Source organism: Streptomyces griseoflavus (genome assembly GCF_014649995.1).
In the GTDB taxonomy this organism is placed as follows: domain Bacteria; phylum Actinomycetota; class Actinomycetes; order Streptomycetales; family Streptomycetaceae; genus Streptomyces; species Streptomyces griseoflavus.
This window is the reverse complement of the sequence record NZ_BMUC01000005.1, coordinates 5257-31414: the sequence shown is the minus strand read 5'-3', so window position 1 is coordinate 31414 and position 26158 is coordinate 5257. Positions and strand designations below refer to the sequence as shown.

Below are 26158 nucleotides of genomic sequence, written 5' to 3'. Positions count from 1 at the left end.
ACCTCCCCGCACGCTCACCAGCGCGGATCCGCCCGGTCACCCGGGGATCGTCTCGGGGCACGGGCGGGGTCACCGGTCCGGTCGATCCCCCGGCTGCCCCGGCACGAGTCCGCGCTCGCCGTCGGCTCAGTCCCCCGTGTCCCCGAGGAAGTCCGTGTCCTCGCCCTCCTCTTCCAGGGCCTGCCGGACCACGCGCAGGGCGAGGCCCTCGGGGTAGCCCTTGCGGGCGAGCATGCCCGCGAGGCGGCGGACGCGCTTGTCGCGGTCGAGTCCGCGGGTGGCGCGCAGTTTGCGGGCCACCAGTTCGCGCGCGGTCTCCTCCTCCTGCTCGGAGTCGAGCCGGGAGACGGCCTCGTCGATCAGCGTGGGGTCGACGCCCTTGGTGCGCAGTTCGCGGGCGAGCGCGCGCCGGGCCAGTCCCCGGCCGTGGTGGCGGGACTCCACCCAGGCGTCCGCGAAGGCGCTGTCGTTGATCAGTCCGACCTCTTCGAACCGGGACAGCACCTCCTCGGCGGCCGCGTCCGGGATCTCGCGCTTGCGCAGCGCGTCGGCGAGCTGCTTGCGGGTGCGCGGGGTCCCGGTGAGCAGGCGCAGGCAGATCGCCCGCGCTCGCTCGACCGGGTCCCCCGGAGGTTCCTCCCGCTCCGCCCTCTCCGAGGAAGAGGCGCCTCCTTCCGCCGCGGCCGCGTCGCCGAAGGTCCGGCGACCGCGTCCGCGTCCACCGCGCGGCCCGCCGTCACGCGAGCCGCCCGCCCGTGCGCCTCCGCCGCGCCGCCTGCCGCCGCGGTCCGCGCCCGTGCCGTCGTCGTACGCCGTGTCACCGCCGACGGCTGAGCCGTCGCCGCCGTCGGTGTCCCTCCCCCGTGGGACACCGGTGGCGTCGAACGCGTCCTCGGCCCAGTCGGTTCGTCGGGTCACCGGTCAGCTCTTGGCCGCCGCGGCCTTGGACTTGGTGGCCTTGGCCGCCGGAGCCGGTACCGCGGCCGGCTCGGCCGCAGCGGTGCCCGTGGCGTCCGCCGGCTCGGCGGCGGGCTCCTCGGGCCGTACGCCGACGCCCAGCTTCTCCTTGATCTTCCTCTCGATCTCGTTGGCGAGGTCGGGATTGTCCTTCAGGAAGTTGCGGGCGTTCTCCTTGCCCTGGCCGAGCTGGTCGCCCTCGTACGTGTACCAGGCGCCGGCCTTGCGGACGAAGCCGTGCTCCACGCCCATGTCGATCAGGCCGCCCTCGCGGCTGATGCCCTGGCCGTAGAGGATGTCGAACTCGGCCTGCTTGAAGGGCGGCGCCACCTTGTTCTTGACGACCTTGCAGCGGGTGCGGTTGCCGACCGCCTCGGTGCCGTCCTTGAGGGTCTCGATGCGGCGGATGTCGATGCGCACCGAGGCGTAGAACTTCAGCGCCCGGCCACCGGTCGTGGTCTCCGGCGAGCCGAACATCACGCCGATCTTCTCGCGGAGCTGGTTGATGAAGATCGCGGTGGTCTTGGACTGGTTGAGCGCGCTGGTGATCTTCCGCAGGGCCTGGCTCATCAGACGGGCCTGCAGACCCACGTGGCTGTCGCCCATCTCGCCCTCGATCTCCGCGCGCGGGACGAGGGCCGCGACGGAGTCGATGACGATGAGGTCGAGGGCGCCGGAGCGGACCAGCATGTCCACGATCTCCAGGGCCTGCTCGCCGTTGTCCGGCTGGGACAGGATCAGGTTGTCGATGTCGACGCCGAGCTTCTTCGCGTACTCGGGGTCGAGGGCGTGCTCCGCGTCCACGAAGGCGACCTGGCCGCCGGCCTTCTGGGCGTTCGCCACCGCGTGCAGGGTCAGGGTCGTCTTGCCGGAGGACTCCGGTCCGTAGATCTCCACCACGCGGCCGCGCGGCAGACCGCCGACGCCGAGGGCCACGTCGAGCGCGGTCGACCCGGTCGGGATGACCTCGATGGGCTCGTTCGTCCGGTCACCCATGCGCATGACCGCGCCCTTGCCGAATTGCCGTTCAATCTGTGCGAGCGCGGCGTCGAGCGCCTTCTCGCGGTCGGTTCCTGCCATGGGTTCCACCCGATTTGCTTGAGTCGATCGCTTCACGTCAAAGACGCTAACGCCTGCCACTGACAACGCGCTCCGACGCACGTCCGGCCTGTGGATAACGCGGATGCATTTCGGTGTGAACCAGGACAGAACACCCGCCGTCGAGCCATACCGGCCCTCCCATAAGAATGGATGTTCGATTTTTGTGTCAAGCCGCGCCACGCGGTGCCCGCGGGCGCCGGCTGCCCTCAGGAGGCCCCGGTCTCCCCGTCCCGGGGACGGGGCACACCGGTCCGCCGGGCCCACAGGCGGCGGGCGCGCGTGAACGCTCCCTGCGCTCCGCCGGAGCCGCGGTGGCCGTGCACACGGGGGTCGTCCGTGACGTCGTACCGCCTGACGTAGGCGCCGAGGAACGCCTGGAGCGTGGCGACGGCGGGGATGGCGATCAGCGCGCCGACGGCGCCCAGCAGGGCGGTGCCCGCGACGACCGAACCGAAGGCGACCGCCGGGTGGATGTCGACGGTCCTGGAGGTCAGCTTGGGCTGGAGCACGTAGTTCTCGAACTGCTGGTAGATCACCACGAAGACCAGCACCCACAGGGCGTACCAGGGGTCGACCGTGAAGGCGATCAGCATGGGCAGGGCGCCCGCGAGATACGTGCCGATGGTGGGGATGAACTGCGACACCAGGCCCACCCACACGGCCAGCACGGGCGCGTAGGGGACCTCGAGGAACTCCAGCAGGACGTAGTGCGCGAAGCCGGAGACGAGGGCCATCAGTCCGCGCGAGTACAGGTAGCCGCCGGTCTTGTTCACGGCGATCTCCCACGCGCGCAGCACCTCGGCCTGCCGCGCGGGCGGCAGCAGGGAGCAGACGGTGCGGCGCAGCCGGGGGCCGTCGGCGGCGAAGTAGAACGAGAACAGGCCGACGGTCAGCAGCTGGAAGAGACCGCCGAGTACCTGGGCGGAGACGTCGAGCACACCGGTGGCGCTGTTCTGCACGTAGGTGCGCAGCCAGTCGGAGCGCAGCAGGCCCTCCTGGATGTCCACCCGCCGCAGCTCGGTGCGGAAGTGCGCGTTGATCCAGTTGATCACCGAGTCGAGGTACTCCGGGAAGTCCTCGACGATCTTGACGATCTGTCCCGCCAGCATCGACCCGAGCAGCGTGACGAAGCCCGCCGACGCGACCAGGATGCCCAGGAAGACCAGGAACGTGCCCAGGCCCCGGCGCACCCCGCGCGTCGCCATCCAGCTCACCGCGGGCTCGACGGCGAGCGCCAGGAAGAACGCTATGAGCACGTTGAGCAGCAGGCCGGTGAGCTGGTGGAAGGCCCAGCTTCCCAGCTGGAACACGGCGATCAGCGCGAGCGCGAGCACCATGGCCCGCGGCAGCCAGCGCGGCATGCGGGCGCCCGGCCGGGCCGTGGGGTCCACCGGAGGCCCGGCGGGCGGTGGCGCGCCGGGCATGGTGGGTTGCTGGGCCGCCGGCCCGGTCTCGTCAGTGGATGCCACGGCTCAAGTCTCACCTACGCCGGCACCGGCCGTCCGCCCCCGCGCGGTCACTGTGACGATCAGCGCTTTTCCCGGGGCACGTCCATCACCGTGCAGACCACCTGCCAGACCTCCTTGGCGTCCCAGCCGTCCGACAGCGCCTCGTCCACGGTGCGCCCGCCGAGCGCGGACATGACGTGGTCGCGCGCGAAGGTCTCGGCGTAGCCCGCCCCGAAGTGCTCCGCCATCCGCTCCCGGAAAACCGTCAACCGCATGCCCCCAGTATCCCGCCTCGGGGGGTGGCCCACGGCCGGTGGGCCCGCCGGCCGCCGCTTTCCCCCTACGGTCGGTGCCATGGCCGACACCCGAGCCGATCCGCCGTCCCCGACGTCCCCGCCGCACGGCGCGCTCGCGCGGGCGGAGCGGTTCGTCCGGCTCACCGCGCGGGTGCTCGAACAGCACCTCTTCGCCCACCACTTCCGCGGCGGCGGCACGGCTCCGGTGGAAACGGCGCTGGACGCCTACCGCGCCGGGGGCGGCGGGTACGGTCACGGGCTCGACCCCGGTCTGCGCGGTCCGGCGGGCCGGCCGCCGCACGCCGCGTACGCGCTGCGGGTGCTCGACGCCGTGGGCCGCTGCGACAGCCGGCGCGCGGAGGACGTGTGCCGGCATCTGACGTCCGTCTCCACGGCGGACGGCGCGCTGCCGGCGCTCCGTCCCGTCCGGCGCGGCCACCCGGACGCGTCCTTCGTGCCGGCCGGGGACGATCCGCCGGGAGATCTGCTGGTCACCGGGCCGGTGGTGGGTCTGCTGCACCGCAACGAGGTGTGGCACGCCTGGCTGTTCCGTGCCACGGACTTCTGCTGGCGGGCCGTGGAGTCGCTGGAGGAGCCCCATCCCTGCGAGGTCGAGGCCGCCGTGGCCTTCCTGGACCACGCGCCGGACCGCGCCCGCGCGCGGGCCGCCGCCGACCGGCTGGGCGCCCTGGTGCGCGAGCGGCGGATCGCGGCGGCCGGCCCGGGCGGCCCGCACCCGTACCCGGTCGCCCCGGGTCACGCCCCGGACGCGGACCACTTCCCGCACGACTACGCGCCGACGCCCCACTCCCTCGCCCGCGCGTGGTTCACGGACGAGGAGATGGCCCGCTCCCTGGACTTCCTCGCGGCCGGGCAGCGGGAGGACGGCGGCTGGCCGGTCCGCGGGCGCCGGTGGGCCCCGGGCCCCTCGCGGGAGGCCCGCCCGGTGGTGACCATCGAGGCCCTGCGCACCCTGGTGGCGTACGGCCGCCCCGTCGACTGAGCGGCTTCCGCTCCGCCGCCGGCCGAGCGGCCCCGCTCACCCGCCCAGCGCGCGCACCCCCGCCGTCACCACGACGGCCGCCCCGATGACGAGGAGGAACGGCGCGCGCAGCATCAGTGCCACGGCCGCCGCCGCCAGGCCGGCCGCGCGGGCGTCCAGGACCAGGCTCTGGCCGTCGGAGAAGGCCTGCTGGGCCGTCAGCGCGGCGAGCAGGGCGACCGGCAGCAGCGCGGCGAGCCGCCTGACGAGGGGACGCTCCAGGACCCCGGCGGGCACCAGCAGCCCCGCGAGTTTCACCGCGTAGCAGCCGATGACGGTCACGCCGATCGCGATCCAGATGCTCAACGGTCCTCCTCCGTCACGTCACCGCGTGCTCCGCCGCGGCGGCCCCGCGCCCACAGCACGGCCGGTGCCGCGAGCGCGGCCACCAGCACCGGCACACCGGCCGGCAGAACGGGCAGCAGACCGAGTCCCAGCAGGACCGCGAGCCCGGCGACGGTCCGCTCGGTGCCGGTCCGCAGCATCGGGGCGAGCAGCGCCAGGAAGACCGCGGGACCGGCCGCGTCGAGCCCCCACGCGTCGGTGTCCCCGATCGCCTCCGCGCCCAGCGCGCCGAGCAGCGTGGTGAGGTTCCACAGGACGTACAGGCTGAGCCCGGTCACCACGAATCCGAGCCGGGCGGCGCGCCGGGTGGGCTGGGCGAGGGACACGGCGGCCGTCTCGTCGATGACCCACTGCGCGGCGAACGGCCGCACCGCGCGGGGCAGCGCCAGGAGCTGCGACAGGCGCAGCCCGTAGAACGCGTTGCGCACCCCCAGGAAGAACGCGCCCGCGGCGGCGGTGAACGGGCCGCCTCCGGCGGCGAGCGCACCCACCAGGGCGAACTGGGAGGCCCCGGTGAACACCAGCAGGCTCAGCGCGCAGGTCTGGAGCAGGGTGAGCCCACTGCCCGCCGAGGTCACGCCGAAGGCGAACCCGGAGAGTCCGACGGCGATCCCGACCCCGAGGGCGTCGCGTACGACGGCGCCGTCCGGCTTTCCGTCCGCGCCGTCCGGCTTCCCTCCCGCGCCGTCCCGTGGGTCCGCGAGTGCTGCTGTCCGTTCCGTTGCCACGCTCCGGACGGTACGAGGAGGCCACCGCGCGCGTCTTGTACGTTCTTGCGCTCGCGCTGGTAGGCGCCCGGGGGCACGCCGACGATCCGGCTGAAGTGCCGGTTCAGGTGCGGCTGGTCGGTGAACCCCACCGCGTGGGCCGCCTCCGACGGCACCGTCCCCGCGTCCAGCAGCCGGCGGGCGCGCCGCACCCGCGCGTCGGTGAGCCAGGTGTGGGGCGGCATCCCGTAGGTGTCACGGAACGCCCGCAGCAGGGCGAACGGGCTGGTACCGAGCTCCGCCGCCAGCCGCTCCAGCGTCGGCGGCCCGGACATCCGCTCCTCCAGCACGGCACGCGCGCGTGCCGCGAGCCGGGCGCCCGCGGTGCGCACCTCGCGGCGCGGCAGCGCGCCCCCGTTCAGCCGGAGCAGCCGCGTCACCGCGACGCGCAGCAGCGTGTCGGCGGCGAGCGCGTTGCCCTCGTCGGTGGCCCGCAGCACCTGGTGCACCAGGTGGACGGTGTACGGGTCGTCGAGGACGGGTGTGACGAACCCGGGTGTGCCGCGCAGCGTGGTGGTCTCGGCGGCGATCGCGGCCACCACCTCAGGCGAGGGGTACACCGCCCCGTACCGCCACCCCTCGGGGACGCCGGCCCGGCCGGTGTGCGGGGTGTCGGGGTTCACCAGCGCGAGGGAGCCGGCACCCGCGTACTGGTCCCCGCCGCCGTGGTGGAAGACCTCCACCCCGTCGGCGATGGCGGCGATCACGAAGTGCTCGTGCGTGTGCCGGACGAACGTCTTGTGGATGTAGCGGGCACGCAGCAGGTCGACACCGGGCAGTTCGTCGTACTTCCAGTGCCGCGCTCGTTCCTTGCGCGATTCCGCCATACGGCCATTGTCACGCGGTCCCGGCACACCACCGCCCGTGGCCCGGCTCGGCCCGGTTGTCAGTGGCCGGGTGCACGATGGACGCATGGTCAGCGATCCGCACCGGGCCCTGGACGGCTTCTCCCCCGCCACCCGCGGCTGGTTCACGGGGGCCTTCTCCGCGCCCACGGCCGCGCAGGCCGGTGCCTGGCGGGCCATCGGGGAGGGCTCGGACGTGCTGGTGGTCGCGCCCACCGGCTCGGGGAAGACCCTGGCGGCGTTCCTCGCCGCCCTGGACCAGCTGGCGTCCACGCCGCCGCCCGCCGAGCCCAGGAAGCGCTGCCGTGTGCTGTACGTCTCGCCGCTGAAGGCGCTCGCCGTCGACGTGGAGCGCAACCTCCGCAGCCCGCTGACCGGCATCCGCCAGGAGTCCGTGCGCCTGGGGCTGCCCGAGCCCGAGGTGAAGGTCGGCATCCGCTCCGGCGACACCCCTCCGGCGGAGCGGCGCGCCCTGGCGACGCGGCCGCCGGACATCCTGATCACCACCCCGGAGTCGCTGTTCCTGATGCTGACGTCCGCCACGCGCGACGCGCTGACGGGCGTGGAGACGGTGATCCTGGACGAGGTGCACGCGGTCGCGGGCACCAAGCGCGGCGCGCACCTCGCCCTCTCCCTGGAGCGGCTGGACGAGCTGCTGCCCCGCCCGGCCCGTCGCATCGGCCTCTCGGCGACCGTGCGCCCGGTGGACGAGGTGGCCCGCTTCCTCGCCCCCCGCGGGAAGGTGGAGATCGTCCAGCCGGTGTCGGGCAAGGAGTTCGACCTGTCCGTGGTCCTGCCGGTCGAGGACCTGGGCGAGCTGGGCGGTTCCCCGGTCGCCGACGGTTCGGAGGGCGCCGAGCGCCCGTCGATCTGGCCGCACGTCGAGGAGCGGATCACCGATCTGGTGCAGTCGCACCGCTCGACCATCGTCTTCGCCAATTCGCGCCGTCTCGCCGAGCGCCTGTGCAACCGGCTCAACGAGATCGCCTACGAGCGGGCCACCGGGGAACCGCTCGACGAGCACCACTCGCCCGCCGAGCTGATGGGCGGCTCCGGGGCCGCCCAGGGCGCGCCCCAGGTGATCGCGCGGGCCCACCACGGTTCGGTGTCCAAGGAGCAGCGCGCCCTGGTCGAGGAGGACCTGAAGGCGGGCCGGCTGCCCGCGGTCGTCGCCACCTCCAGTCTGGAGCTGGGCATCGACATGGGCGCCGTCGACCTGGTGATCCAGGTCGAGTCGCCGCCGTCGGTCGCCTCGGGGCTCCAGCGCGTCGGCCGCGCCGGGCACCAGGTGGGCGCGGTCTCCACGGGCGTGGTGTTCCCGAAGTACCGGGGTGACCTGGTGCAGTCGGCCGTGGTCACCGAGCGGATGCGCACCGGGGCCATCGAGGCGCTCCGGGTCCCCGCCAACCCGCTCGACGTCCTGGCCCAGCAGCTCGTCGCGATGACGGCCATGGACACCTGGCAGGTCGACGACCTGCTCGCCCTGGTCCGCCGCGCGGCCCCCTTCGCGTCCCTGCCCGAGTCGGCCTTCACGGGCGTCCTGGACATGCTCGCCGGCCGCTACCCGTCCGACGCCTTCGCGGAGCTGCGCCCGCGCGTGGTGTGGGACCGGGTCACGGGCGAGATCACCGGCCGCCCCGGCGCCCAGCGCCTCGCCGTCACCTCGGGGGGCACGATCCCCGACCGGGGCCTGTTCGGGGTGTTCCTGGCGGGTGCCGACCCCAAGAAGGGCGGCGGCCGGGTCGGCGAGCTCGACGAGGAGATGGTCTACGAGTCGCGGGTGGGCGACGTCTTCACCCTCGGCACCAGTTCCTGGCGCATCGAGGACATCACCCGCGACCGGGTCCTGGTCTCCCCCGCGCCGGGCGTGCCGGGCCGGCTGCCGTTCTGGAAGGGCGACCAGCTGGGCCGTCCGCTGGAGCTGGGCCGCGCTGTGGGCGCCTTCCTGCGCGAAGTGGGCTCGCAGTCCGAGGAGGACGCCAGGCTGCGGCTCCTCACGGCGGGCCTCGACGCCTGGGCCGCGGACAACGTGCTGTCGTACCTCGACGAACAGCGTGAGGCCTGCGGCCACGTCCCCGACGACCGCACCATCGTCGTCGAGCGCTTCCGTGACGAGCTCGGTGACTGGCGGGTCGTCGTGCACTCCCCGTTCGGCGCCCAGGTGCACGCCCCCTGGGCGCTCGCGCTCGGCGCCCGCCTGTCCGAGCGGTACGGCATGGACGCCCAGGTGATGCACGCCGACGACGGCATCGTGCTGCGCCTGCCGGACGCCGACCTGATGAGTCTCGACCTGCTCGACCAGGACCCGGTGAAGGCGGGCAGCGAGTACGACAGCGACCAGGCCCCCGTGGGCGCCGCCGACGTCGTCTTCGACAAGGGCGAGGTCGACCAGGTCGTCACCGACCAGGTGGGCGGCTCGGCGCTGTTCGCGTCCCGGTTCCGCGAGTGCGCCGCCCGCGCGCTGCTGCTGCCGCGCCGCAGCCCCGGCCGGCGCACACCGCTGTGGCAGCAGCGCCAGCGCGCCTCGCAGCTGCTCCAGGTGGCCGGGGAGTTCGGCTCGTTCCCGATCGTCCTGGAAGCGGTGCGCGAATGCCTCCAGGACGTCTTCGACGTCCCCGGGCTGGTCGAGCTGATGGGCGACCTGGAGTCCCGCAAGGTGCGCCTGGTGGAGGTCACCACCCCGGAACCGTCGCCTTTCGCCCGCTCCCTCCTCTTCGGGTACGTCGCCCAGTTCCTGTACGAGGGCGACTCCCCGCTCGCCGAGCGCCGTGCCGCCGCGCTGTCGCTGGACTCACGGCTGCTGGCCGAGCTGCTCGGCCAGGCCGAGCTGCGCGAACTGCTCGACGCCGAGGTGCTGACCGAGCTGGAGCGTGAGCTGCAGTGGCTCACCGAGGACCGGCGCGTCAAGGACGCGGAGGGCGTTGCCGACCTGCTGCGGATGCTGGGCCCGCTCACCGACGGCGATCTCGCCGAGCGCGGCGCCGAACCGCAGTGGGTGCGGGAGCTCGCCTCCGCGCGGCGCGCCATCCGGGTGCGGGTGGCCGGCGCCGACCACTGGGCGGCCGTCGAGGACGCCGGCCGGCTGCGGGACGCGCTGGGCACGGCGCTGCCGGTGGGTGTGCCGGAGGCGTTCACCGAACCCGTGAAGGACCCCCTGGGCGACCTCCTCGCCCGGTACGCGCGCACGCACGGCCCGTTCACGTCGGCCACGGCGGCGGGCCGCTTCGGGCTCGGTGTGGCGGTCACCGAGGGAGCCCTGCAGCGGCTCGCCGCGGCCGGCCGGGTCGTCCAGGGCGAGTTCCACCCCGCCGGGATCGGACAGGAGTGGTGCGACGCGGCCGTGCTGCGCAGGCTGCGCCGCCGTTCCCTGGCGGCGCTGCGGCACGAGCTGGAGCCGGTCCCTCCGGCCTCGCTCGCCCAGTTCCTCCCCCAGTGGCAGCACATCGGCAAGGGGCACTCCCTGCGCGGCGTCGACGGCCTGGCGCGGGCCGTCGAGCAGTTGCAGGGTGCCTCCGTGCCCGCGTCCGCGCTGGAGAAGCTGGTCCTGTCGGCACGGGTGGCGAACTACACGCCGGCGATGCTGGACGAGCTCACGGCCGCCGGGGAAGTGGTCTGGGCGGGGGCCGGTTCGCTGCCGGGAAAGGACGGCTGGGTCTCCCTGTACCTCGCGGACACGGCGCCGCTGCTCCTGCCGCCGCCGCTCCCGCTCGAGCTCACCGCGCTCCACCAGTCGGTCCTGGACGTCCTGACCGGCGGGTACGGCCTGTTCTTCCGCCAGATCGCCGACCAGGTCCGGGCCACCACGCACCCGGAGGCCACCGATCCCCAGCTGGCCGACGCCCTGTGGGACCTCGTCTGGTCCGGGCGGCTGACCAACGACACGCTCGCCCCCATGCGCTCCCTGCTGGGCTCCGGCCGGACGGCGGGGTCCACCGCGCACCGGGCCAGGCGCTCGGTCCCGCGCGGACGCTACGGCTCGCTCACGGCGGCCGCCCGCACCGCCTCGCGCACCGGCCCGCCGACCGTCGCCGGGCGCTGGTCCCTGGTCCCGGACCGGGAGGCCGACCGCACGGTCCGGGCGCACGCGCTGGCCCACACCCTGCTGGACCGGCACGGTGTGGTGACCCGGGGAGCGGTCTCCGCGGAGGGCGTCGAGGGCGGCTTCTCGGCGACGTACCGCATCCTGTCGGCGTTCGAGGAGACCGGCCAGGCCCGCCGCGGCTATGTGGTGGAGGGCCTGGGCGCCGCCCAGTTCGCGATGGACGGCGCCGTGGACCGGCTCCGCGCTGCGGCCAACGCCCGCGAGCGGGGCGGCGGCACGGCGGCCCCGGACGCGCCCGTCCCGTTCGGCGGCGCCCCGGGGCACACCGGCCCCGAGGACTCCCGTGACCCGCGTCAGTCGCCCGGTGACCACGCCTCTCCCCGCGACCTGGCCACCCAGGTCCCACCGCCCTGGAAGAACGGCGGCGGTCCGTCGTACGACCCCTTCGCCGGCCGCCCCACCGGGCCGGACCGCACGGGGCGCGCCGTCGTCCTGGCCGCCGCCGACCCGGCGAACGCGTACGGTGCCGCGCTGGGCTGGCCGGAACCGCCGACCGGCGCCGGTCACAAGCCGGGCCGCAAGGCGGGCTCCCTGGTGGTGCTGGTGGACGGCGAGCTGACGCTCTACATGGAGCGCGGAGGCAAGACGCTGCTGGCCTGGCCCGCCGGGGACGGCGGCGGACCCGCCGACGACCCGCGGCTGCCGGCCGCCGCCGAAGCCCTCGCCGGCGCCGCCCGCGCGGGCTCCCTCGGCACGGTCACGGTGGAGCGGATCAACGGCACCCCGGCCCTCACCTCCCCTCTGGGCACCCTCCTGGAGAACGCCGGCTTCGTGGCCACCCCGCGGGGCCTCCGCCTGCGCGCCTGACGCCGCTGACCCCGGATGTGGCCACGCCGCAGTCCGTCGCCACGCCACCTCGGCCCCGCCCCGCGTGGCGTGCCACTCTTGACGCATGCCTGAAGGAGACACGGTGTGGCAGGCCGCGCGACGGCTGCACGACGCCCTCGCGGGCCGGGTGCTGACCCGCAGCGACCTCCGGGTGCCCCGGTTCGCCACGGCCGACCTCACCGGCCGCACCGTCCTGGACGTCACCCCGCGCGGCAAGCACCTGCTGACCCGTGTCGAGGGCGGCCTGACCGTGCACTCGCACCTGCGGATGGACGGCTCCTGGAGGGTGTACGCCGACGGACAGCGATGGAACGGCGGCCCCGCCCATCAGATCCGCGCGATCCTCGGCAACACCGTCCGCACGGCCGTCGGCTACCGGCTGCCCGTCCTGGAACTGCTGCGCACCGCCGACGAGGACCGCGCGGTCGGCCACCTGGGCCCCGACCTCCTGGGTCCGGACTGGGACCCCGGCCTCGCCCTGGCCAACCTGGTGAAGGACCCGGCCCGCCCGCTCGGCGAGGCGCTCCTCGACCAGCGCAACCTCGCCGGTATCGGCAATGTCTTCAAGTGCGAGCTCTGCTTCCTGCTCGGCGTCACCCCCTGGCTCCCGGTGGGTGAACTCCCCGCCGACCGTGCCGCCCAACTCCCCGGGCTCGCCAGGAAGCTGCTGGAGTTCAACCGTGAACGGCCGATTCGCAGTTCGACGGGCCGCCGCGGCCAGGACCTCTTCGTGTACGGCCGCGCGCGCCGGCCCTGCCTGCGGTGCGGCACCCCGATCCGTCTCGCCGACCAGGGCGACGGCTCCCGTGAACGGCCCACCTACTGGTGCCCCACCTGCCAGCCGGGCCCGGCCCCGGCACGCCCGCGGGGCGGCCTCCCCCGCTGATCACACCCGGCCGCGCGTGGGAGCGGACGGACCGTCAACGCCCCTCCTGACGCCCTCCCGAGCGCCACGCGCGCCGCCAGCGCCCCGCCGCGAGTGCCCCCCGCGCCCGGGCCTTGGGCATGCAGTGCACCGGCAGCACGCTCAGGCCCCATCCGCCGGCCGCGACCGCCCCTTCCAGCACCCCGGCATCGGGCGCCAGCACCAGCCGCGCCACGGCCCACCACCACAGCACCCCGCCGAGCCCGAGCACGGCCCACCGGCACGCGCCCCGGCCCGACGTCACACCTGTCTCGTCCGCACCGCGGCCCTCGGGGTCCGCGGCTCCCACGTCCGGTTCATCCGTTCTCGGCCTGGAACATCCAGTGCTGCTTCTCCAGGTCCCCGGTGACCGCGATGAGGATGTCCTGGCTCACCGGGTCCGGCTGCTCGGTCGACGTCACCCGCTCACGCATCCGGGCGATGACCGCGCCCAGGGCGTCCACCATGGCGCTCACCGCGGCGGAGTCGTCGACCCAGCCCTCCGGTGTCACACCGATCCCGCTGCCGACGGCCACCGTCGCGGCACGCCCGTCCGGCGAGACGCCCAGGGCCGCGGCCCGCTCGGCGACGGTGTCGGAGTGCCCGCGCGCCAGCGTCACGACCTCGTCGAGCTGGAGGTGCACGGAGCGGAAGCGTGGCCCCACCACGTTCCAGTGGATCTGCTTCGCCACCAGGGCGAGGTCCACCAGGTCGACCAGGGCGCCCTGCAGCGCCTCGGACACGATCTTCAGGTTCTCGTCGGACAACGGGCTCTTCACGACGTACATCCGCACCTCCGTGGCTGACCCCCGCCTCGTCCTTCCACCATGACGGCCCCCCGCCCCACCGGCAAACGCACGCGGAGCCCCTGGAAACGGCCCGGAGACGCGAAAACCCCGGCGGCACCCCTCCGGATGGTCCGGACGGGCCCCTACCGGGGCATCCCACACCTTCACGCCACGCGGGCGCTGCACACCGCGATCACGCGGCGACGACGTCCACCGCCTCGGCGGGCGCCTTGATGGTCACCCGTTCCGGTGGCACTCCGGTCACCGAAACGGAACCCAGCATCGGACGAACCGGCGTGGGTACGGGCTCGCTGGGGGTCGCTGCCGCAGACTGGGCCAGCTCGGCGAGGGCGAGCTCGTCGCTCACTTCCCGCATGAGCTCGGACATCCGTACGTCCAACGCGTCGCAGATGGCGGAGAGCAGCTCGGAGGATGCCTCCTTCTGCCCCCGCTCCACCTCGGAGAGATAGCCGAGTGAGACTCGGGCGGACGAGGAGACTTCGCGCAGAGTACGGCCCTGGCGCTGGCGCTGCCGACGCAGCACGTCACCCAGCAGGCGACGGAGCAGAATCATCGGTGGCTCCCTCCTCGGACCGCGTAGCCGCATCCTTCACGCCCCACCGTACCGCCTTGCGCCGCGGCCGTGCGGGGAGCGATGTCGTGTTCACTCAGGGCTGCAAACATCAAAACCCCCCGTTCCGTTCCGTATCCTGTGCCCGCTCATTCCCGGTCTGTTCGCCCGCAAGCTCCGTCAAAAGCAGTGCGAGTACGCTCCGTACACTCTCCATACGAATTTCCGCGCGGTCGCCGTTCAACCGCAGACGCCGCACTTTTCCGCCGCCGGCGGAAGCGGAACCCGCCCCCGGAGGCCCGGCCACGGCCACGAACACCGTCCCGACGTCCTGGCCGTCCTGCCGGTCCGGACCGGCGACGCCGGTGGTGGCGATGCCCCAGTCGGCGCCCAGCGCCCGGCGGACACCCGCCGCCATCTGGGCCGCCACCTGCGGATCCACCGCGCCCCGCTCGGCCAGCAGAGTGGCGTCCACACCGAGCAGCCGGTGCTTCAGCTCGGTCGCGTAGGCCGTCACCGAGCCACGGAAGACCTTGGACGCCCCGGGCACGGCGGTGAGGTCCGCCGCCACCAGACCACCGGTCAGCGACTCGGCGACGGCGAGCGTCCCCCCGTTCACAGTGAGTAGTCGCACCACCTCGGTGGCCGTGGAACTCACGCTTCCTTCTCCTCCAACGCAGCCTTGCGCGCGGCGATTCCCTGCCTGCGGAGCACAATGGCCTGTTTCACGTAGTCGAGTCCGGTCGCCACGGTCAGCACGACCGCCGCGGCCATCACCCACCACCGCAGCGTCGCCAGCCACCCCGTCAGCGCCAGCACGTACATGCCGACGGCGATGCCCTGGGTGAGGGTCTTGAGCTTGCCCCCGCGGCTGGCCGGGATGACGCCGTAGCGGATGACCAGGAAACGCAGCAGGGTGACCCCGAGTTCCCGGCCGAGGATGACGCCGGTGACCCACCACGGGAGATCACCCAGCGAGGAGAGACAGATCAGCGCCGCTCCCATGATCGCCTTGTCGGCGATGGGGTCGGCGATCTTCCCGAAGTCGGTGACGAGGTTGTAGGTGCGCGCCAGGTGCCCGTCGAACAGGTCGGTGATCATGGCGACGGCGAAGGCCGCCCAGGCGAACGACCGCCACGCCGGGTCGTCACCGCCTTCGGCCAGCATCAGCATGACGAACGCCGGCACCAGGAGCAGCCGGAGCATGGTCAGCAGGTTGGCGATGTTCCAGACGCTCGCCTGGTTGACGGCCGCCGCCGCGATCTTCGCGCCGCGGGCCGGCCTGGTGCCGTCCCCGGCGTCGATGTCGTCGCCGGTCACGACGGCCGGGGCCGGTTCGTCGCCGCGCGGCCGGGCCCCGGCCCGACCGCGCCGTGCCGGACCGCCTCCGGACGACCCCGGAGCGGCGCCCCGTGACTCCCGCGCCGCGGCCGTGCGCCCGGGCAGCGCCCCCGGTACGCCCGCGGGTGCGGTGCCCGCCACCCTCCTCGCGCCGGGAGGGCCGCCTGCCGCCGATGCCGGAGCACCCGTCATCTGCCCGCCTCCTCACTCCGCGCGAGCGAACCCTGGAACAGCGGCTCGGCCACCAGGTCGACACCTTCGGTACCGACCACCTTCGCCTCGACCATACGGCCGACGCCCAGTCCCTCGCCGCTCGTGAGCAGCACCTGGCCGTCCGTCTCGGGAGCCTGGTGCGCCGCCCGCCCGTGGACACCCTCCTCCTCGTCCACGGACTCCACGAGCACCTGCACGGTCTCGCCGACCCGCTCCTCGGCGCGCTGCGAGACGAGTTCCTCGGCCATCCGGGACACGCGGGCCAGTCGCTCGGCGACGACCTCCTCGTCCAGCTTGCGGTCGTACGTCGCCGCCTCGGTGCCCTCCTCGTCGGAGTATCCGAAGACGCCGATGGCGTCCAGCCGCGCGTGGTTCAGGAACCGCTCGAGCTCCGCGAGGTCGGCCGCCGACTCACCGGGGAACCCGACGATGAAGTTGGAGCGCACGCCGGCCTGGGGCGCCTTGCCGCGGATGGTGTCGAGCAGTTCGAGGAACCGGTCGGTGTCGCCGAAGCGGCGCATCGCGCGCAGGACGTCGGGCGCGGAGTGCTGGAAGGACAGGTCGAAGTAGGGGACGACCTTCGGGGTGGAGGTCAGCACGTCGATCAGGCCGGGCCGCATCTCGGCCGGCTGGAGGTAGCTGACGCGCACCCGCTCGAGGCCGTCGACCTCGGCGAGCTCGGGCAGCAGGGACTCCAGCAGGCGGATGTCGCCCAGGTCCTTGCCGTAGGAGGTGTTGTTCTCGGAGACCAGCATGATCTCCTTCACGCCCTGTTCGGCCAGCCACCGCGTCTCGTTCAGCACGTCGCTGGGCCGGCGCGAGATGAAGGAGCCGCGGAAGGACGGGATGGCGCAGAAGGAGCAGCGCCGGTCGCACCCGGAGGCGAGCTTCACGGAGGCGACCGGGGCGCCGTCCAGCCGGCGGCGCAGCGGTGCCCGGGGTCCGGAGGCCGGGGCGAGGCCCTCGGGGAGGTCCACCGGGCCGTGGCCCGGGAGGGCGACGGAGGCGGCGGAGTCCTGCCGCTCGGCCGGGCTGATCGGCAGGAGCTTGCGCCGGTCGCGCGGGGTGTGGGAGGCGTGGATGCCGCCGTTGAGGATGGTCTGGAGGCGGTCGGAGATGTCGGTGTAGTCGTCGAAGCCGAGCACGCCGTCGGCTTCGGGCAGGGCCTCGGCGAGCTCCTTGCCGTACCGCTCGGCCATGCAGCCCACCGCCACGACGGCCTGCGTTCTCCCGTGTCCCTTGAGGTCGTTGGCCTCCAGGAGGGCGTCGACGGAGTCCTTCTTCGCGGCCTCGACGAAGCCACAGGTGTTGACGACGGCCACGTCGGCGTCCTCGGCGTCCTCCACGAGCTGCCAGCCGTCCGCCTCCAAACGGCCTGCGAGCTCCTCCGAGTCCACCTCGTTGCGGGCGCAGCCAAGAGTGACGAGTGCGACGGTACGGCGTTCAGGCATGGGCTCAAGACTACTTCGTCCCGCCGACACCCCACGTCGACGGGGTTGGCCGATCGCGGCCGACCCCGTCGCCGGTGTGCCCGGGGCGACCGGTCATCCGGCCTGCGGGTCGCCCTTGGTGTACGTCAGGCGCTCGACCGCGCCCGGCTGCCAGTCGTCCTCGATCTTCTTGCCGTTGACGAACAGGTCGATCGCGCCGGCGTCACCGAGCACCAGGTTGATCTTGGAGCTGTCCTGGAAGGTCTCGCTGTCGCCCTGCTTGAGCAGTCCGTCGAACAGCAGCCGGCCGTTGTGGTCCTTGGCGGAGATCCAGCTGCGGCCGTCGGCGGCGGTGACCTGGACGGTCACCTTGTCCTGCGGTGCGGCGGCGATGGCGCTGTCCGACGGCTCCGGTTCGGGGGCGAGGGGCTTCTCGGACTTGGGCGTGGGCGAGGCGGACTTGCTCGGGGTGGCTCCGTCGGCGACGTTCGCCTTGCCGCCCTCGTCCTCGCCCTTGACCATGGTGAAGCCGACGAAGCCGATCACGACGACGATCGCGGCGACCATGGCCGCGGTCCAGTTGGGTCCGCGCCGCTCCGGGCGGATGCGTTCCGCCTCGAAGAGGGGTGCGGCCGGGGTCGGGGCGGGGCGGCCGCCGCCGTGTTCCCGCTCGTACTGGGCGAGCAGCGGCGCCGGGTCGAGACGCACGGCCTTGGCCAGGGTGCGGATGTGCCCGCGCGCGTAGACGTCACCGCCGCAGGGCGCGAAGTCGTCCGCCTCGATGGCGTGCACGATGGCGATCCGGACGCGGGTGGCGGTACTGACGTCGTCGACGGTGAGCCCGGCGGCGATGCGCGCCTGCTGGAGCGCGCGGCCGACGGACACGGAAGGGCGGGCTTCCTCGGAAACGTCTTCGATCGGACGCTCGTCTTCAGGGGAGTTGCCGATGGACACGGGGGCGCCTTTCGAGCGTGTATCCGCCTGTGCTGGAGGTTCAGTCTAGGAGGGGTACGAGAGGGTGGGGCAACCGGGCGGCAGGACTTTGTACGCCATCGGAATGGCCCGACGATCCGATGGTGGTACTGCGGTGTGTGACTTCGCTCAACTTGACGTACACCGACGGGAAACAGTTGCTCGGTGCTCCCTAACGGGTGGGTCACGATCGGCCGCCGGGGTACCGCGGGGCGACGACCGTGTCCCCTCCGCCTACCCTTCAGACTCCCCCCGGATCAGCGCGAGCACGCCATCCAGCTCGTCAGCCTTCACAAGAACGTCACGCGCCTTCGATCCCTCGCTCGGACCGACGATGTTCCTCGACTCCATGAGGTCCATCAGCCGGCCGGCCTTGGCGAAGCCGACGCGCAGCTTGCGCTGGAGCATGGACGTCGACCCGAACTGGGTGGAGACGACCAGCTCCGCCGCCTGGCACAGCAGGTCGAGGTCGTCGCCGATGTCCTCGTCAATCTCCTTCTTCTGCTTGGACCCGACGGTGACGTCGTCCCGGAAGACGGGCGCCATCTGGTCCTTGCAGTGCTGGACGACGGCCGAGACCTCCTCCTCGGTCACGAACGCGCCCTGCATGCGCGTCGGTTTGTTCGCGCCCATCGGCAGGAACAGCCCGTCGCCCTTGCCGATCAGCTTCTCGGCGCCGGGCTGGTCGAGGATGACCCGCGAGTCCGCGAGCGAGGAGGTGGCGAACGCCAGCCGGGAGGGCACGTTCGCCTTGATCAGACCGGTGACGACGTCGACCGAGGGCCGCTGCGTGGCGAGCACCAGGTGGATGCCGGCCGCCCGCGCGAGCTGCGTGATCCGCACGATGGCGTCCTCGACGTCGCGCGGGGCGACCATCATCAGGTCGGCCAGCTCGTCGACGATCACCAGCAGGTAGGGGTACGGCTGGAGTTCCCGCTCGCTGCCCTCGGGCGGCTTCGCCCTGCCCTCCCGCACCGCGCGGTTGAAGTCGTCGATGTGCCGGTATCCGTAGGCGGCGAGGTCGTCGTAGCGCAGGTCCATCTCGCGGACGACCCACTGCAGCGCCTCCGCGGCCCGCTTGGGGTTGGTGATGATCGGTGTGATCAGGTGCGGGATGCCCTCGTAGGCGGTCAGCTCGACGCGCTTGGGGTCGACCAGGATCATCCGGACGTCCTCCGGGGTCGCCCGCATCATGACCGAGGTGATCAGGCAGTTGATGCAGGACGACTTTCCGGAGCCGGTGGCGCCGGCGACCAGCATGTGCGGCATCTTCGCCAGCGAGTCCATCACGTAGCCGCCCTCGACGTCCTTGCCGAAGGCGACCAGCATCGGGTCGTCGTCCTCGGCGGACTCGGCGAGGCGCAGTACGTCACCGAGGTTGACCATCTCCCGGTCGGTGTTGGGGATCTCGATGCCGACCGCGGACTTGCCGGGGATCGGGCTGATGATCCGCACGTCCGGGCTGGCCACGGCGTACGCGATGTTCTTGGTCAGCGCGGTCACCCGTTCGACCTTCACGGCCGGGCCGAGTTCCACGACGTAGCGGGTGACCGTCGGGCCGCGGGTGAAGCCGGTGACGGCGGCGTCCACCTTGAACTCGGTGAAGACCTTCCGCAGGGCGTCGACTATGGCGTCGTTGGCCGCGCTGCGGGACTTGCCCGGCCCGCCGCGGGTGAGCAGGTCGAGCGAGGGCAGGGAGTAGGTGATGTCACCGGCGAGCCGGAGCTGCTCCGCCCGGGGCGGCAGGTCGCGCGGTTCGCGCGGCGGCTCCTTGGTCATGTCCAGGACGCCGGCCGGCGGCTTCTCCCGCGTCGGCCCGTCCGCCTTCGGCGTCTTCGGCTGGGTGCGGGCCGCCGGAACCGGTGTCGGGGTGGTGGGCTCGCGGTCGCCGGTGTTCACGCCCTGGGTGAGGTCGGCGACGACGGGCGAGGGCGGCATGCCGTGCAGCACGGCGCCGTCGAGCGCGGCGGCCGCCGCCGCGGCCACGTCGACGGCGTCCATCGGCCGGTTCATGTCGGGCTGCGGCACCGCGGACCTGCGGGACCGGGAGCGGCGCCGGGCCGGCGCCTCGTGCTCCGCGCCGTCGGGGCCGTACTCCTCGGGGGCCGGCCGTCGTCCGCGGCGGCTCGCGGGGAGGGCCTCGCGCCACTGCTCCTCGTAGCGGGCGTCGTCCTCGCCGAACTCCTCCGGCTCGGGCTCGTGGACGAGTCCGAGCCGTACGCCGAGCAGGCGCAGCCGCTGCGGAATGGCGTTCACCGGGGTGGCCGTGACGACCAGCAGACCGAAGACCGTCAGCAGCACCAGCAGCGGCACGGCCAGGACGTCGGTCATGGTGGACGACAGGGGTGTGGCCGCCGCCCAGCCGATCAGGCCGCCCGCGTCCCTTATCGCGTGCATGCCCTCGCTGCGGGCGGGCGATCCGCACCCGATGTGGATCTGGCCGAGCACGCCGACGACGAGTGCGGACAGGCCGATGACGATCCGTCCGTTGGCCTCCGGCTTCTCCGGGTGCCGGATGAACCGCACGGCGACGACGGCGACCAGGATCGGCACGAGCAGGTCGAGCCGCCCGAAGGCTCCGGTGACCAGGATCTCGACGAGGTCCCCGACGGGGCCCTCCAGGTCCGCCCAGGTGCCGGCGGCGACGATCAGCGCGATGGCGAGCAGCAACAGCGCGAGGCCGTCCTTGCGGTGCGCCGGGTCGAGGTTCTTGGCGCCCTGCCCCAGACCGCGGAAGACCGCGCCGACGGCGTGCGCGAGGCCCAGCCAGAGGGCGCGCAGGAGCCGGAAGACGCCGCTCGTCGGACTGGGCGCGGGCGCCGGCGCCGGCCTTCTGGCCGCGGCCTTCCTGGCGGGGGCCTTCTTCGCCGGGGCCTTTTTGGCAGCGGCCTTCCTCGCCGGGGCCTTCGCGGAAGCGGCCGCCTTCTTCGCGGGCGGCTTCTTGGCTGCGGAGGGACGTGAGGCCATGGGTGTGAGGTTACCGGTGGAGACGGGCGGGGACACGCGTGGCGGATGCTTCACCCGTTCGTGTCGCCCTCGTCGAGGCGTGAAGCTGACGCAGCGGGACGCGGGCGCGGAGAGGTTGATGCCCCTTCAGGAGCGGCCGACCGCGGGAGCCGGCCAAGGCCGCTGCTGCGGCGCTCAGTTCGGCGAGGGCAGCGAGGACGCACCGCCGGTGCCCGGCTCCAGGGCGTCCAGCGCCCGCCGCAACCCCGTGAGCTTGCGCTCCAGATGGGCCGCCGTGGCCACCGCGGCCGCGTCGGTCGACTCGTCGTTGAGCTGCTTGGTCAGCGCCTCGGCCTGCTCCTCGACCGCCGCGAGCCGCGCCGAGAGTTCGGCGAGCAGCCCCGCCGGCTCACCGGCCTCGCCGGCGTCCTTCTCGCCGCCCTCCAACTGGAGCCGCAGCAGCGACGCCTGCTCCCTCAGCTGGCAGTTCTTCATGTACAGCTCGACGAAGACCGAGACCTTGGCACGCAGCACCCACGGGTCGAACGGCTTGGAGATGTAGTCGACCGCACCGGCCGCGTACCCCCGGAAGGTGTGGTGGGGGCCGTGGTTGATCGCGGTGAGGAAGATGATCGGGATGTCCCGGGTCCGCTCCCGCCGCTTGATGTGCGCCGCGGTCTCGAAACCGTCCATGCCCGGCATCTGGACGTCCAGCAGAATGACCGCGAAATCGTCCGTGAGCAGCGCCTTGAGCGCTTCCTCCCCGGACGATGCCCGCACCAGCGTCTGATCCAGCGCCGAGAGGATCGCCTCCAGCGCGAGCAGATTCTCCGGCCGGTCATCGACCAGGAGGATCTTGGCCTTCTGCACCATGGCCCGCCCTCCTCGCCCCGGCTTGGGGCCTCCCCTGTCCACAGGACCTGGGACCGTACCTTCCACCGCCCCAGGGGACGACTCCCTTGCGCCGCCCGTCCTTGTGCCGGTCATCGTAGCCGCACCCCGCCTGTCGCCACACCCTGTCACCGTGATGTCACTGTGTACGTAGCGGAAACGCGGCAGGAGACCAGAAGGTTCCCCGGATCCCGTACTTCTACACGACTTCGCGCATACCGCGTCAGCAACTTTGTGTGAACGCGGAAGCTTCCCGTCCCGCCGCACGCCCCGCGGACACCGCCTCACTCCCCCCTCATCCACTGCTCCATCACCGACAGCAGGTGGTCGGGGTCGACGGGCTTGGTCACGTAGTCGGAGGCACCCGACTCGATCGCCTTCTCCCGGTCGCCCTTCATCGCCTTCGCCGTGAGCGCGATGATCGGCAGCCCGGCGAACTGCGGCATCCGGCGGATCGCCGTGGTGGTGGCGTACCCGTCCATCTCCGGCATCATGATGTCCATCAGCACGACCGCCACGTCGTCGTGCTGCTCCAGCACCTCGATGCCCTCGCGGCCGTTCTCCGCGTACAGCACGGACAGACCGTGCTGCTCCAGGACGCTGGTCAGCGCGAAGACGTTGCGGATGTCGTCGTCGACGATCAGCACCTTCTGCCCGCCGAAGCGGATGCCCCGGCGCGACGACCGCGGCGCCGGCTGCTGCTCCGCACCCGGCCACTGCTCCGGCTCGGCGGCGGGCCGCCGCTCCAGCGTGATCCGGCGGCGACGCCGGAACAGCGCGGCCGGACCGTTCTGGGAGTCCCGGTACGACGTCACCTCCGCCGGCGTCTCGGTCCGCGGCGCGGCCGGCTCGGCCGACACGACCAGGTCCCCGGCCTCCAGCGCCGGCATCGGCTGCGCGTATCCGTGCGGCGGCAGCTCGCTCGGGTGCAGCGGCAGGTACAGCGTGAACGTGGAGCCCCGCCCCGGCTCGCTCTGCGCGTGGATCTCGCCGCCGAGCAGCTGGGCGATCTCCCGCGAGATGGACAGTCCCAGTCCCGTACCGCCGTACTTGCGGCTGGTGGTGCCGTCGGCCTGCTTGAACGCCTCGAAGATCACCCGCATCTTGCTGGCGGCGATGCCGATGCCCGTGTCGCTCACCGAGAACGCGATCAGGTCGGCGTCCGGGTCGGTCAGCGAACCCGCCTCCAGCAACTGCTCCCGGATGGCCTGCGGGACGTCGTCCCGGGCGGGCCGGATGACCAGCTCGACCGAACCGGAGTCGGTGAACTTCACCGCGTTGGACAGCAGGTTGCGCAGCACCTGCAGCAGCCGCTGCTCGTCGGTGTGCAGGGTGGCCGGCAGCTCCGGGGAGACCCGCACCGACAGGTCCAGGCCCTTCTCCGCGGTCAGCGGCCGGAAGGTGGCCTCCACGTAGTCCACGAGCTGCACGAGCGCGATACGCGTCGGCGAGACGTCCATCTTGCCCGCCTCGACCTTCGACAGGTCGAGGATGTCGTTGATGAGCTGGAGCAGGTCGGACCCGGCTCCGTGGATGGTCTCGGCGAACTCGACCTGCTTCGGGGAGAGGTTCGCGTCGGCGTTGTCGGCGAGCAACTTGGCCAGGATCAGCAGCGAGTTGAGCGGCGTACGCAGCTCGTGCGACATGTTCGCCAGGAACTCGCTCTTGTAGCGCATGGACACCGCGAGCTGTTCCGCGCGCTCCTCCAGGACCTGCCGCGCCTCCTCGATCTCGGTGTTCTTCACCTCGATGTCGCGGTTCTGCCGGGCCAGCAGCTCGGCCTTCTCCTCCAGCTCGGCGTTGGACGCCTGGAGCGCCTTCTGCCGCTGCTCCAACTCAGCCGACCGCTCCCGAAGTTGCTCGGTCAGCTCCTGGGACTGGGCCAGCAGCCGCTCGGTCTTGGTGTTGACCGAGATGGTGTTGACGCTCGTCGCGATCATCTCGGCGATCTGGTTGAGGAAGTCCTTCTGGATCGCCGTGAACGGCGTGAACGACGCCAGCTCGATGACGCCGAGCACCTTCCCCTCGAACAGCACGGGGAGCACGATCACCTGCGCCGGGGGCGCCTCCCCGAGCCCCGAGGAGATCTTCAGGTAGCCGCTGGGCGCGTTCTCCACCAGGATCGTGCGCTTCTCCATGGCGGCCGTGCCGATGAGCCCCTCACCGGGCTGGAACGACGTCGGCATGGACCCCATGGAGTACCCGTACGAGCCGAGCATGCGCAGCTCGAAGTGGTCGTCGTCGGCGGAGGTCAGATCCTCGCCGTCGACCAGCGGCATCGCGAGGAAGAACGCGCCGTGCTGCGCGGACACCACCGGTGTCAGCTCGCTCATGATCAGTGACGCCACGTCGTCCAGGTCGCGGCGGCCCTGCATCAGCGCGGAGATCCTCGCCAGATTGCCCTTGAGCCAGTCCTGCTCCTTGTTGGCGATCGTGGTGTCGCGCAGGTTGGCGATCATCTTGTTGATGTAGTCCTGCAGCTCCTGGATCTCCCCGGACGCGTCCACGTCGATCTTCAGGTTCAGGTCGCCACGGGTCACCGCGGTCGCCACCCGCGCGATGGCGCGCACCTGCCGGGTGAGATTGCCGGCCATCTCGTTCACGGACTCGGTCAGGTCCCGCCAGGTGCCGTCCACGTCACGCACCCGTGCCTGCCCGCCCAGCTGGCCCTCGGTGCCCACCTCGCGCGCCACCCGGGTGACCTCCTCGGCGAACGAGGACAGCTGGTCCACCATCGTGTTGATGGTCGTCTTCAATTCGAGGATCTCACCGCGCGCATCGATGTCGATCTTCTTCGTCAGGTCGCCCTTGGCGATGGCCGTCGTCACCATCGCGATGTTGCGTACCTGGCCGGTCAGGTTCGACGCCATCCCGTTCACCGACTCGGTGAGGTCCTTCCACGTGCCCGCCACACCCGGCACGTGCGCCTGACCGCCCAGGATGCCGTCCGTGCCCACCTCGCGGGCCACCTTGGTGACCTGCTCGGCGAACGCGCTCAGCGTCTTCACCATGGTGTTGATGGTGTCGGCGAGCTGCGCCACCTCTCCGCGCGCCTCGATGCTCACCTGCCGCGTCAGGTCACCGTTGGCGACGGCGGCGGAGACCTGGGAGATGTTCCGCACCTGCGTGGTCAGGTTCTTCGCCATCAGGTTGACGTTGTCGCTCAGGTCCTTCCAGATGCCGGTGACTCCCGGCACGTTCGCCTGACCGCCGAGGATGCCCTCCGTGCCCACCTCGCGGGCCACCCGGGTCACCTGCTCGGCGAACGACGACAGCTGGTCCACCATCGTGTTGACGGTGGTCACCAGCTCGAGGATCTCGCCCTTGGCGTCGACGGTGATCTTCTTCGACAGGTCGCCCTTGGCGACGGCCGTGGTGACCTCGGCGATGTTGCGCACCTGGAGGGTCAGGTTGTTCGCCATGCCGTTCACCGACTGGGTGAGGTCCTTCCAGGTGCCGGAGACGCCCTGCACCTCGGCCTGACCGCCGAGGATGCCCTCCGTACCCACCTCGCGCGCCACTCGCGTGACCTCTTCGGCGAACGACGACAGCTGGTCCACCATCGTGTTCAGCGTGTTCTTGAGCTCCAGGATCTCCCCGCGCGCGTCCACGGTGATCTTCTGCGACAGGTCACCGCGCGCCACCGCCGTCGCCACCTGGGCGATGTTGCGGACCTGCCCGGTCAGGTTCGACGCCATGCCGTTCACGGAGTCCGTGAGGTCGCGCCACACTCCGGCGACCCCGGGCACCTGCGCCTGACCGCCCAGCCTGCCCTCGGTACCCACCTCGCGCGCCACCCGCGTGACCTGGTCGGCGAAGGAGGACAGCTGGTCCACCATCGTGTTGATGGTGTTCTTCAGCTCCAGGATCTCCCCGCGCGCGTCCACGTCGATCTTCTGCGAGAGGTCACCGCGCGCGACGGCCGTCGTGACCTGGGCGATGTTGCGCACCTGGCCGGTCAGATTCGACGCCATCGAGTTGACGGAGTCGGTGAGCTCCTTCCAGGTGCCCGACACGCCGTCCACGCGCGCCTGACCGCCCAGCCGCCCCTCGGTGCCCACGTCCCGGGCCATCCTGGTGACCTGGTCGGCGAAGCTCGACAGCTGGTCCACCATCGTGTTCACGGTGTTCTTCAGCTGGAGCATCTCGCCGGAGACGTCCACGGTGACCTTCTGCGACAGGTCGCCGTTGGCGACCGCCGTCGTCACCTGGGCGATGTTCCTCACCTGCCCGGTGAGGTTGCGGAAGGCCGTGTTGACGGAGTCCGTCAGGTCCTTCCACGTGCCCGCGGCTCCCGGCACCTGCGCCTGACCGCCCAGCTCGCCCTCGACGCCGATCTCCCGCGCCACGCGCGTGACCTCCGCGCCGAAG

The 26158-nt window shown here is 72.4% G+C and carries 20 protein-coding genes; 3 read left to right on the top strand and 17 right to left on the bottom strand.

The window, feature by feature from the left end:
• Positions 1-126: 126 nt before the first annotated feature.
• The 4 genes from recX to IE172_RS13065 form a co-directional block, all read right to left on the bottom strand.
• Positions 127-918 carry a recombination regulator RecX gene (recX, locus tag IE172_RS13080; protein WP_190097366.1) on the bottom strand — a complete coding sequence of 264 codons (792 nt, stop codon included), beginning with the start codon at positions 916-918 and terminating at the stop codon, positions 127-129.
• A 3-nt stretch (positions 919-921) separates the two neighbouring features.
• Positions 922-2037, bottom strand: a complete 1116-nt coding sequence (gene recA / locus IE172_RS13075; protein ID WP_190097365.1) for a recombinase RecA — start codon at positions 2035-2037, stop codon at positions 922-924.
• Between the two features lie 227 nt (positions 2038-2264).
• A complete protein-coding gene (locus IE172_RS13070) occupies positions 2265-3527 on the bottom strand; it encodes an AI-2E family transporter (protein ID WP_190097364.1) in 1263 nt (420 codons plus the stop codon).
• Between the two features lie 59 nt (positions 3528-3586).
• Complete coding sequence (locus IE172_RS13065) at positions 3587-3781, bottom strand: DUF3046 domain-containing protein (protein ID WP_190097363.1); 195 nt, start codon at positions 3779-3781, stop codon at positions 3587-3589.
• 79 nt (positions 3782-3860) lie between these two features.
• On the opposite strand from IE172_RS13065, the gene IE172_RS13060 reads away from it, so the two are divergent.
• A complete protein-coding gene (locus tag IE172_RS13060) occupies positions 3861-4805 on the top strand; it encodes a hypothetical protein (RefSeq protein WP_190097362.1) in 945 nt (314 codons plus the stop codon).
• Positions 4806-4841: 36 nt separating this feature from the next.
• On the opposite strand, the gene IE172_RS13055 is transcribed toward IE172_RS13060, so the two are convergent.
• From IE172_RS13055 to IE172_RS13045, 3 genes are read right to left on the bottom strand one after another with little or no spacing between them, the layout of a single operon-like run.
• The gene (locus tag IE172_RS13055) at positions 4842-5150 is read right to left on the bottom strand and encodes an AzlD domain-containing protein (RefSeq protein WP_190097361.1); all 309 of its coding nucleotides are present in this window, start codon (positions 5148-5150) and stop codon (positions 4842-4844) included.
• Positions 5147-5800 (bottom strand): AzlC family ABC transporter permease, encoded by a 654-nt coding sequence (locus IE172_RS13050; RefSeq protein WP_229886049.1) that lies wholly within the window; start codon positions 5798-5800, stop codon positions 5147-5149. The genes IE172_RS13055 and IE172_RS13050 overlap by 4 nt, the downstream gene beginning before the upstream one ends.
• Positions 5764-6783: an AraC family transcriptional regulator gene (locus IE172_RS13045; protein ID WP_229885999.1), complete on the bottom strand. Its 1020-nt coding sequence runs from the start codon at positions 6781-6783 to the stop codon at positions 5764-5766. Before IE172_RS13045 ends, IE172_RS13050 begins: the two co-directional genes overlap by 37 nt.
• Positions 6784-6868: 85 nt before the next feature.
• On the opposite strand from IE172_RS13045, the gene IE172_RS13040 reads away from it, so the two are divergent.
• A complete protein-coding gene (locus IE172_RS13040) occupies positions 6869-11710 on the top strand; it encodes an ATP-dependent helicase (protein ID WP_190097359.1) in 4842 nt (1613 codons plus the stop codon).
• An 85-nt stretch (positions 11711-11795) separates the two neighbouring features.
• On the top strand, positions 11796-12617 hold the full coding sequence (locus IE172_RS13035; RefSeq protein WP_190097358.1) for an Fpg/Nei family DNA glycosylase: 822 nt from the start codon (positions 11796-11798) through the stop codon (positions 12615-12617).
• A 34-nt stretch (positions 12618-12651) separates the two neighbouring features.
• On the opposite strand, the gene IE172_RS13030 is transcribed toward IE172_RS13035, so the two are convergent.
• The 10 genes from IE172_RS13030 to IE172_RS12985 all read right to left on the bottom strand — a co-directional run.
• Positions 12652-12945 (bottom strand): hypothetical protein, encoded by a 294-nt coding sequence (locus tag IE172_RS13030; RefSeq protein WP_229885998.1) that lies wholly within the window; start codon positions 12943-12945, stop codon positions 12652-12654.
• A gap of 7 nt (positions 12946-12952) precedes the next feature.
• Positions 12953-13423: a Dps family protein gene (locus tag IE172_RS13025; RefSeq protein WP_190097357.1), complete on the bottom strand. Its 471-nt coding sequence runs from the start codon at positions 13421-13423 to the stop codon at positions 12953-12955.
• A 193-nt stretch (positions 13424-13616) separates the two neighbouring features.
• Positions 13617-13997 carry a helix-turn-helix domain-containing protein gene (locus IE172_RS13020; RefSeq protein ID WP_003993396.1) on the bottom strand — a complete coding sequence of 127 codons (381 nt, stop codon included), beginning with the start codon at positions 13995-13997 and terminating at the stop codon, positions 13617-13619.
• Positions 13998-14106: 109 nt separating this feature from the next.
• Positions 14107-14652, bottom strand: a complete 546-nt coding sequence (locus IE172_RS13015; RefSeq protein WP_190097356.1) for a CinA family protein — start codon at positions 14650-14652, stop codon at positions 14107-14109.
• On the bottom strand, positions 14649-15527 hold the full coding sequence (gene pgsA, locus IE172_RS13010) for a CDP-diacylglycerol--glycerol-3-phosphate 3-phosphatidyltransferase (RefSeq protein WP_190097355.1): 879 nt from the start codon (positions 15525-15527) through the stop codon (positions 14649-14651). Before pgsA ends, IE172_RS13015 begins: the two co-directional genes overlap by 4 nt.
• A complete protein-coding gene (gene rimO, locus IE172_RS13005) occupies positions 15524-16999 on the bottom strand; it encodes a 30S ribosomal protein S12 methylthiotransferase RimO (RefSeq protein ID WP_190097354.1) in 1476 nt (491 codons plus the stop codon). The genes pgsA and rimO overlap by 4 nt, the downstream gene beginning before the upstream one ends.
• A 93-nt stretch (positions 17000-17092) precedes the next feature.
• On the bottom strand, positions 17093-17932 hold the full coding sequence (locus IE172_RS13000; protein ID WP_190097353.1) for a helix-turn-helix domain-containing protein: 840 nt from the start codon (positions 17930-17932) through the stop codon (positions 17093-17095).
• A 252-nt stretch (positions 17933-18184) separates the two neighbouring features.
• A complete protein-coding gene (locus tag IE172_RS12995; protein ID WP_190097352.1) occupies positions 18185-20917 on the bottom strand; it encodes a DNA translocase FtsK in 2733 nt (910 codons plus the stop codon).
• Positions 20918-21091: 174 nt separating this feature from the next.
• Positions 21092-21769 carry a response regulator gene (locus IE172_RS12990; RefSeq protein ID WP_190097351.1) on the bottom strand — a complete coding sequence of 226 codons (678 nt, stop codon included), beginning with the start codon at positions 21767-21769 and terminating at the stop codon, positions 21092-21094.
• A 302-nt stretch (positions 21770-22071) separates the two neighbouring features.
• A partial coding sequence (locus IE172_RS12985; RefSeq protein WP_229885995.1) for a HAMP domain-containing protein occupies positions 22072-26158 on the bottom strand: 4087 nt, incomplete at its 5' end.